This is a genomic window from Litchfieldella rifensis, assembly GCF_042646605.1.
GTDB lineage: Bacteria > Pseudomonadota > Gammaproteobacteria > Pseudomonadales > Halomonadaceae > Litchfieldella > Litchfieldella rifensis.
In genome coordinates this window covers 1-659 of the sequence record NZ_JBHRUG010000020.1, presented here as the reverse complement: position 1 = coordinate 659, position 659 = coordinate 1, and the positions used below count along the sequence as shown (strand labels likewise).

General features: G+C 52.0%; 2 tRNA genes. Both read right to left on the bottom strand.

Annotated elements, in window-relative coordinates:
* Positions 1–238 precede the first annotated feature (238 nt).
* Positions 239–314: transfer RNA gene (locus ACFOEV_RS11170), tRNA-Ala, on the bottom strand.
* Positions 315–555: 241 nt separating this feature from the next.
* Positions 556–632: transfer RNA gene (locus tag ACFOEV_RS11165), tRNA-Ile, on the bottom strand.
* Positions 633–659: the final 27 nt, after the last annotated feature.

Sequence of the window (659 nt, the reverse complement as noted above, 5' to 3'; positions counted from 1 at the left end):
CAAGGCATCCACCGTATGCGCTTCATCGCTTGACCATATAACCCGAAAGGGTCTGGCCCGCGATGACGTCACGACAATTGCCGGATACGCTTGAGACGTATCTCTTTCATTTGTCAGCATGATTCACATTGTTAAAGAGCACTTAAAGCTGGAAGCTTTAAGCTGAAAGAAAACCCCGTCATCGAGGTGACATATTCAGCGTCTAGCTTAAGGCTTACAGATAATGACTGTCGGGAAGTGGTGGAGCCAAGCGGGATCGAACCGCTGACCTCCTGCGTGCAAGGCAGGCGCTCTCCCAGCTGAGCTATGGCCCCCTATCAAGACGGAAGAAGGAAGGGACAAGAAGGAAGAAACTCTCTTCTTAACCTTTCACTCCGTAAATTCGATTTAGACCAGGCGCTTTGTGCCGACGTGTAGCCTGCTACACGAGGTGCAAAGCAACGCAGTATCAATCGAATTTTGGTGGGTCTGGGCAGATTTGAACGAAACCCGGCGACCTCACCCTCCTCTTTATATCACCCCAGGGGGTGCGCTCTAACCAACTGAGCGAGAGAATGGTGGGTCTGGGCAGACTCGAACTGCCGACCTCACCCTTATCAGGGGTGCGCTCTAACCAACTGAGCTACAGACCCATTGGTCACGCTGGGTCTATACCCAAA